Consider the following 7907-nt stretch of genomic DNA (forward strand, 5'->3'; position numbering starts at 1 on the left):
AGTTGGATCTCTTGATTCTTGATGAATTGGGCTATATTCCATTGCATAAACAGGGGGCAGAGTTATTATTTCAAGTTATTTCCATGTGTTATGAAACCAAAAGCATCATTGTGACAACCAATTTACCGTTTAGCCAATGGAATAATGTCTTTAGCGATCCCATTTTAACAGAGGCCGTCATTGATCGGCTGATTCATCATTCTCATTTAATCATCTTCAATGGTGAAAGTCACCGATACAAAGACTCAATCTCTCAACGTTAACCATGGAATTTGGCAAGTGTATGTATGCATNTGCCCTTGTTGTTTTATAAGGTTATGGAAGTCTTCGATGCACTGTTTTAATTGGGTATTAATTCTTGGCAGAACATCCATTGGAATACACCTCTATACTTAATTTTATTAATGCTGCCGGATCGCTTGGTTGGTTTTATTATGTTTTTGCCCCATCTAAAATTATTTAATCATCTCATCCGGCAATTGATAGTAGCAATCATCAAGCGAAGTGATTCGCCATGTCTAATTCTTAATCATTTTCATTTTTAAATAATTGTATTAGATACATGCTTTAACTAAAATGAAAAGTTTTGTATCTATATTTGTAGTGAGAGTATTCTAAACAGAATATGGCTACGACAACAAGGAATCCGCTGATGATGCTAAAGATCTTGCTTGATTTTTTTCTATTTATAGGATGTTCAGTGGAAGGATTTTCTAGACGTTATAATGAATAATTGGAAAAGAGGGGGAAAACGGGTCAGGGAAGGGGGATAGAAAGCATTCTCTGTATCGAGTAAAAGAGATAGCGGAATTGTTGTCCGAATTTAGTGTCGAAACAGAAAAAGTCGATGGTTTCTTAGAAGTAGCAAACACTATATGACGAGAACAGCAGAAAGCGGTGAAACGAATAAATCATGAAGTGGGTGATCTCACATGATCGATGGAGTAGAGTTAGAACGTATTTTTATTGAAAAGGATGTAGTACAGAAAACTTTGTATCAATTCATGGAAGTTAAGGCCTCCTTTCATTCCTTCCCCTTCGTATATGATTCTCGTATTCGTTTAAAAAGACCGCTACTATCCAAGGGAGAATGGTTTTTTGACTCGTTTGCTATTTGGAACGAGAAAAACGAAGCGGCTAGAGGAAATTAAGGGTCTTTACTCTGATGTGGCTGGACGAAATTAAGCAGCTAATTCTTAAAGGCATAGAAGAACAAAAGTAAATACATAAGAGATAGCCTTTTTATCGAAAAAATTCGGTTAGAATAGCGGAGGGTGAGAGGTACAATATTTAAAAGATTGCTATTTTGTACTTATTATTTGTTGAAGAGGAAAATACAAAGAAGAGGCCTTTTGGGCCGCTATGGCATGGTTAAAAATTTGTCGGTTGAATGGTTATGAAAAAGTATTCATTCAAACCGATGTTTTTTTATTTTCAATTACCTCGATTTTTCACCAAAAGAACGTAAGAACCATTAATCGTTTGCTATAAACACTACAGGGGTTTTTCTTTTTTTCTATTTTTAAAAGATAAAAAGGAGAAGCTTTACGTACTTCTCCTTCACTACTCCCGCTCCCATTCCTTTCCGCAATCCGGACATTGCCATTTAATGACACGATCTTCTTCCCGACTGTAAATGCCGATTTTTCTGGATCCATGAGTAGCGCCGTAATGATGCTGGATTTCTTTCGGGATCGGCGGTCCTTGCAAATCAGCCCCGCAAAACGGACAGTATTCTTTGCTCTCATCCATGTTTTTTCACGCCCTTCTTATATGGATTTGGTTCGGTTTGTCTCTTGAAGCGGCAATCCCCTGTCTCCCGCTGGCATGGTCGAGTCAATGGACGAATGGAAAATATGCTTGTTTTCTTGCTCAATGATAAGGGGATGGGAGCGGGGAAGGATGTTGCCTGTGTCCATCTTTCTATTGATTTTTTTGTTGATCCCCGCTACATAAAAGTCAATCCCATTTCAATACAATGCTTTTTTATCCATTGTAACAAATAAAGAGTGGCTGCGCTTTTTTTGTGCTGGAATATATGCAAATTGGATTAAAACCGGAAAAAGCATCGGTTAGAATAATCATGTACGATTCTTTTTATTTACTTTTGCTTCAACAATTGAACAAACGATGACCTTTTGGGTACGAAGAATGGGTTAAAAATCATCGGTAAGGATGTATGACGAAAAACAGTCGTTGGCATTCTTGCCGATGTTTTTATTTATCAACATTCTTAATGGAGGGATACTCATGAATCGTTATTATGTCGTACGAAGAACAAAGGAGAAAGATGAAGAATTTGCTGTGATCGACGCTTTATCTCTGGATGAAGCGAATGCAATCTTTGAAGTGCGTTATAAAGATTTTAAAGAAACCATGCAAAAAGGAGAGGCATTCTTTATTTTTCAAGCAAACGAACCATTGACGTTTGATGAGAATCATCAGGTCGTGTTTCCAAAAGGAAGGATGGCAATGATTCATAAATTGTCTTAGAGTGAAAAAGAAAAGGAAAGATGGTTTCTGAATGGTTCAGAAGCCATCTTTTTTCGTTTCCTTCGATGGTTACGAGCAATCGTAACCTCATCATGATCCATCTTAAAGGATTTTTTCTTAAACCTGATTATTATTGCCGCGATCATCGTTACGATTGATCGTAACCCATTATTGTATCGATGTTTTGGATGATATGTCCTACACATCTTCCGTGTCTAACTGGATAAATGTTATATCTTCACTCAGCAACTCCAACTCTTCCTCTATGTCCTTTAAGTCATGATCACCTTGCAGAGCAGGTATGATATACGGAGTTCGATCCGGATGAAATACGATTTGTTCAACTCCCTCTGGCTGCAGTTGTTTCACTTCATCCCTTTGATGAATCTTCATTAGTCTTTGAATGAATTGATGAAAGTTGGTGTACAAGGATGAGTCATATGCATTGCCCACATGAACGAAAACGATTTTGTATGATTTTTTATTCATGGCAATGGCATAAAATAATGATTGGTCTGACTTTCTAATGAATGGAAGAATACGATGATAACCTCGTTGATGAAGTTTTTCATGAAGTCGTTGCTTAGCTGCTTCATTTAATTTCATACGCTTCATTTCAAAACATAGGGTTTCTTCCACCCTATTCAGCGGTGTCATGAGCAGGCGAATATCTGCTGCTTGATCGGGATCCATACTCTTTAAATAGGCAGATACGATATTCGTCCATCGCCGCTTCATCCCGTATAATTGCTGCTTCTCATCGGTAAGAAAGAGGATTCCCTTAAATGGAATGGGCAAGTTATTTTTCTTCAAATAAGACAAGAAGTTTTTGTAGTTTTGAAATTTCGCGAGCAATTGGGAGTGGCTTTCCGTTGATCGATCCACTTCGATCCAATAGGCGTTCCCGTTTGGCAATATGATTTCTGCGTCTGGTCTGATTTTGCCATCCATGTTGTTGTACGTATAGGGGGTTGAGCAATACATGGAAAGCCGGTGATCGACGGACTCTTCTTCAGAGAAATGGATACGTAAGCGAATGAAAAAGTCGATCAATAGTAAATGATGACTGATTTGCTGCTTCGGCGGCTGATACAGGTTATACGGTAAATCGGATTGGGTCGGGATGCCGTTCCTTTCGTTTAACAAGATAAATCCGTTCTCTGTTGCTCCAACATCGATATTCAGCATTTCTTTAACCACCTCAAATCCTTTCGTTGTTAAATAATAAATGGAACCCGGTCGGACACTGTCTTCTAGTTTCTTGGAAGCGACCAAGTTTTGTTTCTTCAATTTGCTTAGATAGTTGTGGACGCTTGATTTCTGCGTGGGAAATGGCTTTTCGGATTCATAGTATATTTGGGACAATTGTAAAGCGGTCATGCCGCGATAATAAAAAAGATACGCTAGTAGTTTCATCGAGCAATGGGTCAGCTGGTATTCGCTAATGACGCTCATCTTGATCCTCCTTGGAAAGTTGATGTTGAGTAATGAAGTTCGGGTTGTCAAAAGGCTCTTTGCCATCACATCGGCAGTTGGTGCGAAAACCGCTTATCGTTTGGCCGGATGCTGTTTGTCACCTAAAAAATGGCCCAGTGAATCAGCCGGTGATCGCTTCATCATCGAAATCATCAAGTGACTGCTTAGGTGAGTGCAAGCGATGGCGTTTGAAATAGTGTAGTAGGTGTCCGCCCATATTCGAATAGCTTGATAAAATTCGGTGTCTTCCTCTATCTATCCACCAAAACATGCTAATCACCTCAACCTTTCCCGACATCCAGAAGACCGGCCGCAAAACAAAAGTGTCCCGCTTAGTCGATCGTGTGTACTTTTATTAATATGTTCATCAAGTCTTCGAATACAGGAAGTTTTCGAGTATATTGCTTATGCAGCCAAAAAGACGTTTGATGATTCATTGATGATTTCATGAATAAAGGAGATGTTTCGATGAAGACGGCAGGAGAAATTGTACGTTATTTAAATGAAACGGGTGCCAATGTGTATGAATTGAGTAAGGAATTGGGACTTTCGGAGACCACCTTGCGTTCCAGATTGTTAAAGCTGGGATATCGGATGAATCAAGAGGGACAATGGTATTTTCTCGGTGATCCTGATAAGGAGCCGAAAGATGCCGATATTGTGTCAAAGAAACGAATGATCATACCAAAAGTTCTTCATTCACGTCCTCGAGAGAATGTAAAGGTTTCCGCAGATTGAAACAGCAATTATTGATTTCTTTCGAAAGTATGGTTATAGGCACGAAGTAGATTCTTTACTCAGTCAATGATCAGGGGGAATGATTCCCCCTGAGTTATACATAATAATTGGTCGTAGAAATACGATTCTAGGAACAACAAGTTTAAAATGGTTTTATTTTTGTTCGCATAATTATCAAGAACGACGGATTAGATTGTTCGCATAATTTTTTTGAAGGAGAGCTTGTTATGCAGAACTATGTCACTCCGTTTATTGGCTATTTATATGAAGAAGCCAAAGACCCAAAAACTATTGCTTCTTATCGAACAACCGTCGCACATTTTCTGAAATGGAAAGAGGAGCGGGATGGAGCATATACAATAGAAGGAACTCATCCAATTGATATAAAGGAATATACCAGCTATTTAAAACATCAATGCAAACGGAAACCGGCGACCATTAATAAATACATCGCTGCATTGAAAGTCTTCTTTGCCTTTTTGCTTTCAAGAGGGATCATTAAGGACAACCCGATGACACGCATCAAAGTCGAAAAACTGGATTATGCTAATGGGGCAAATCAAACAAAATGGCTGACAAAAGAAGAACAAGACCGCTTCATTAGTTATGTACAATTGGAGCCAAATGAATTCAAACGGTTGCGAAATTTAGCCATTATCGATTTAATGCTTTATTCAGGACTGCGGGTAAATGAGGTTTCTTCATTAGAAATAAACGACATTATAACAAAAGATAAAGATGTTCAAGTGATCATTCGGGAGGGCAAAGGGAATAAGTTTGCCACTGTAATACTGGTTCAAAAACACGCCAAAAATTTACGTAAATGGCTGAAGTATCGAAAAAGTCTAGAAAAGGACATACATAAAGAATCCACACGATTATTTGTATCCGAGCGTTCCCCGTTTTTATCCGAAAGGGGAATTCAAAAGACGCTGGCTAAATACGCTCGGCTAGCCAACATGGAGAACATTACTCCGCACCGCTTTCGTCATAGTTTTTGCAAAAACCTAGCCAATGCTGGAACGCCCATCAAGATTATTAGACGTCTTGCTCGGCATGAAAGCATTCAAACAACAGCTATTTATGTAGATGCATCGAAAGAGGAACAGGTAGAAGCATTACGGAAAATGTAATGATCATTATTCAGTATAATCCATATTCTTTCTGATGCGGAGGGCAACCATTTTCCAAACGATATAATCATCCATCATTTTGCGATTCACAATTTAGGAGGGAAAAAGAATGAGTGATTTTTTTAAGAAATATGCAGCTATTCGAGGTGAGCTGCATGTTCAAAAACTTCATTAGAAGGAACGATAGCTGCACAGATCAAAACAAGACGGAAGCAGCTGAATATGTCTCAACAGGAACTTGCAGATCGTATTGGAGTTCCAAAATCCACAATTGGAAGGATTGAAGCAGGGCTTACGAGTCCGAGAGTAGGGACACTTTTTAAAATTTCGCAGGCACTGAATACTCCTTTTATCATTGACGGTACGAGTAGACAGGGTCAGACAGGATCATAACCATAACTGCATGTTCAAGTTTAGCGTATCATTCATACGCTTATATTATCGAAGTTGTTCCTTGGAGAGAACATTCTCCAAGGAATTTGTTTTTGGAGGAAGGGATCAATGTATGTAAAATTTCGTATCTGTCAATCGTTGATCTCTCCTTATGTGCTTTGATGTTTAGATAAATATGAAAAGTATAAGATGAAAAGGCTGTGAAAAGTACAAAAAGGTCCATAAAGGTCTTTTTTTATATTATTAGGTTTAAAATTAGTGATGATTAGGTTAAAATATTAGTATTAAGATATATAAAGGTGTGAAAAGGAGGAATATGGTTTGAGAAAGCTTCGTTCTAATGAAGTGTTCAAACCGGGATCATTTCCGAAATACACATACGTTTCTAGAAAGTCTTCGGGTTTCGGTTTTACGTATGAAACACGTTTGAAGCAAGCTCTTAATACACCGGGATATTTAACGTCCATTATTGGTCCATCTAAAACAGGGAAGACTGTCTTATGTGAGAAAGTGATCGAACCGCAAAATATGGTTTCTTTAACAGGTAGTGATTTTAAAAATGCAAAAGACTTTTGGGAAGTTGTTGCAAATAAAGTCGGTTTGCCTCTTGAAGGAGAATACTCAGAAACGACTGTACTAAAAGGCACTGATAATAGTCCAGAAGATAAATCATTTTCTACTCGAGAAAAGTATGGATCAAACAAGGATAAGGTGATTGAATTTTTTAAAAAAAATAACCTTGTGTTAGTTCTGGATGATTTCCATTATGCTCCTGAAGAGGTGCAGTTAGATATCGCTTATCAATTAAAAGATGCCATTAGAAGAGAATTTAAAGCTGTGGTTATATCACTACCTCATAGAGCGGATGACGCCATTAGGAAAAATCCAGATTTGAGCGGCAGATTAAATTTAATTAATATCGAACCATGGCAAGAAGATGAGTTAAAGGAAATTGCGATTACTGGTTTTGAGCAGCTTGGCATCAAAATAAGTGATGAATTGGCTTCAAAAATGGCTTTAGAAAGCCTTACATCTCCACAGTTAATGCAGTCAATTTGTTTGAATTTGTCGCTTATTTTAAATATTGATGAAGATGAAAGTATAAAGGAAATAAATGACGAAAAAAAATTGGAAGAAAGTTATCGGTTCACTACTATTAACTTACCGTATCAAGAAGTGGTTAAAAAGTTAATGGCCGGTCCATCCACAAGGGGACAAGAAAGAAAAAAATATCAATTAAAAAATGGAGAAAAAGCGGATATTTATCATATTTTATTAAAAGCAATTGCTCAAAATCCACCTGTTGTTAGCCTGTCAGTGGACGAAATGAAAGAGAGAATCGATCAGCTGCTAGTAATTAATTCAAAGGAAAAAATCGAGAAGAACAAGATTAGAGATTCTCTTCAAAAATTGCATGATATCATGTTTTCTAGTGAGCCTATTTACCAAGTCTTTGAATGGAAAGATAATCAAATATTCATTCTAGATCCCCTGTTCCTGTTCTTTTTAAGATGGGGTACTTGTTGATCGTGAAGGGGGATTTATATCAATGTCATCAACTTAACGTTACATTTAATGGAAAATAATATTTAATTTAACTTTTATAAAATTAGGTAATAAGCCTCTTGTAATTTTAAAAAGTCCACCAAAATCGTTTTAGAATCCAATTTTTGG

The 7907-nt window shown here is 37.5% G+C and carries 10 protein-coding genes; 8 read left to right on the forward strand and 2 right to left on the reverse strand.

Features of this window, described 5'->3' with window-relative positions:
• Window positions 1-263: ATP-binding protein (locus ACFPOH_RS01455; RefSeq protein ID WP_390308662.1), on the forward strand; the 263-nt coding region annotated here is incomplete at its 5' end.
• A 669-nt stretch (window positions 264-932) separates the two neighbouring features.
• Window positions 933-1151: a hypothetical protein gene (locus ACFPOH_RS01460; protein WP_390308663.1), complete on the forward strand. Its 219-nt coding sequence runs from the start codon at window positions 933-935 to the stop codon at window positions 1149-1151.
• Window positions 1152-1563: 412 nt separating this feature from the next.
• On the opposite strand, the gene ACFPOH_RS01465 is transcribed toward ACFPOH_RS01460, so the two are convergent.
• Window positions 1564-1752 (reverse strand): hypothetical protein, encoded by a 189-nt coding sequence (locus ACFPOH_RS01465; RefSeq protein WP_390308664.1) that lies wholly within the window; start codon window positions 1750-1752, stop codon window positions 1564-1566.
• A gap of 498 nt (window positions 1753-2250) precedes the next feature.
• Here ACFPOH_RS01465 and ACFPOH_RS01470 point away from each other — a divergent pair, with 498 nt between their 5' ends.
• Complete coding sequence (locus ACFPOH_RS01470; protein WP_390308665.1) at window positions 2251-2493, forward strand: hypothetical protein; 243 nt, start codon at window positions 2251-2253, stop codon at window positions 2491-2493.
• Between the two features lie 198 nt (window positions 2494-2691).
• Here ACFPOH_RS01470 and ACFPOH_RS01475 read toward each other — a convergent pair whose 3' ends face one another.
• Complete coding sequence (locus ACFPOH_RS01475; protein ID WP_390308666.1) at window positions 2692-3948, reverse strand: replication-relaxation family protein; 1257 nt, start codon at window positions 3946-3948, stop codon at window positions 2692-2694.
• On the opposite strand from ACFPOH_RS01475, the gene ACFPOH_RS01480 reads away from it, so the two are divergent.
• The 5 genes from ACFPOH_RS01480 to ACFPOH_RS01500 all read left to right on the forward strand — a co-directional run bounded on the left by ACFPOH_RS01480 (window position 3938) and on the right by ACFPOH_RS01500 (window position 7760).
• Window positions 3938-4129, forward strand: coding sequence for a hypothetical protein (locus ACFPOH_RS01480; RefSeq protein ID WP_390308667.1), 192 nt, complete (start codon window positions 3938-3940; stop codon window positions 4127-4129). The two genes, ACFPOH_RS01475 and ACFPOH_RS01480, sit on opposite strands and share 11 nt — an antisense overlap.
• Window positions 4130-4437: 308 nt before the next feature.
• Window positions 4438-4707, forward strand: a complete 270-nt coding sequence (locus ACFPOH_RS01485; RefSeq protein ID WP_390308669.1) for a hypothetical protein — start codon at window positions 4438-4440, stop codon at window positions 4705-4707.
• 227 nt (window positions 4708-4934) lie between these two features.
• Window positions 4935-5840, forward strand: coding sequence for a tyrosine-type recombinase/integrase (locus tag ACFPOH_RS01490; protein ID WP_390308670.1), 906 nt, complete (start codon window positions 4935-4937; stop codon window positions 5838-5840).
• A 222-nt stretch (window positions 5841-6062) separates the two neighbouring features.
• Entirely contained in the window at window positions 6063-6233 is a 171-nt protein-coding gene (locus ACFPOH_RS01495; protein WP_244319630.1) for a helix-turn-helix transcriptional regulator, read from the forward strand.
• Between the two features lie 321 nt (window positions 6234-6554).
• The gene (locus ACFPOH_RS01500; RefSeq protein WP_390308672.1) at window positions 6555-7760 is read left to right on the forward strand and encodes an AAA family ATPase; all 1206 of its coding nucleotides are present in this window, start codon (window positions 6555-6557) and stop codon (window positions 7758-7760) included.
• Window positions 7761-7907: the final 147 nt, after the last annotated feature.

The organism is Ureibacillus suwonensis, assembly GCF_042655065.1.
GTDB classification, from domain to species: Bacteria; Bacillota; Bacilli; order Bacillales_A; family Planococcaceae; genus Ureibacillus; species Ureibacillus suwonensis.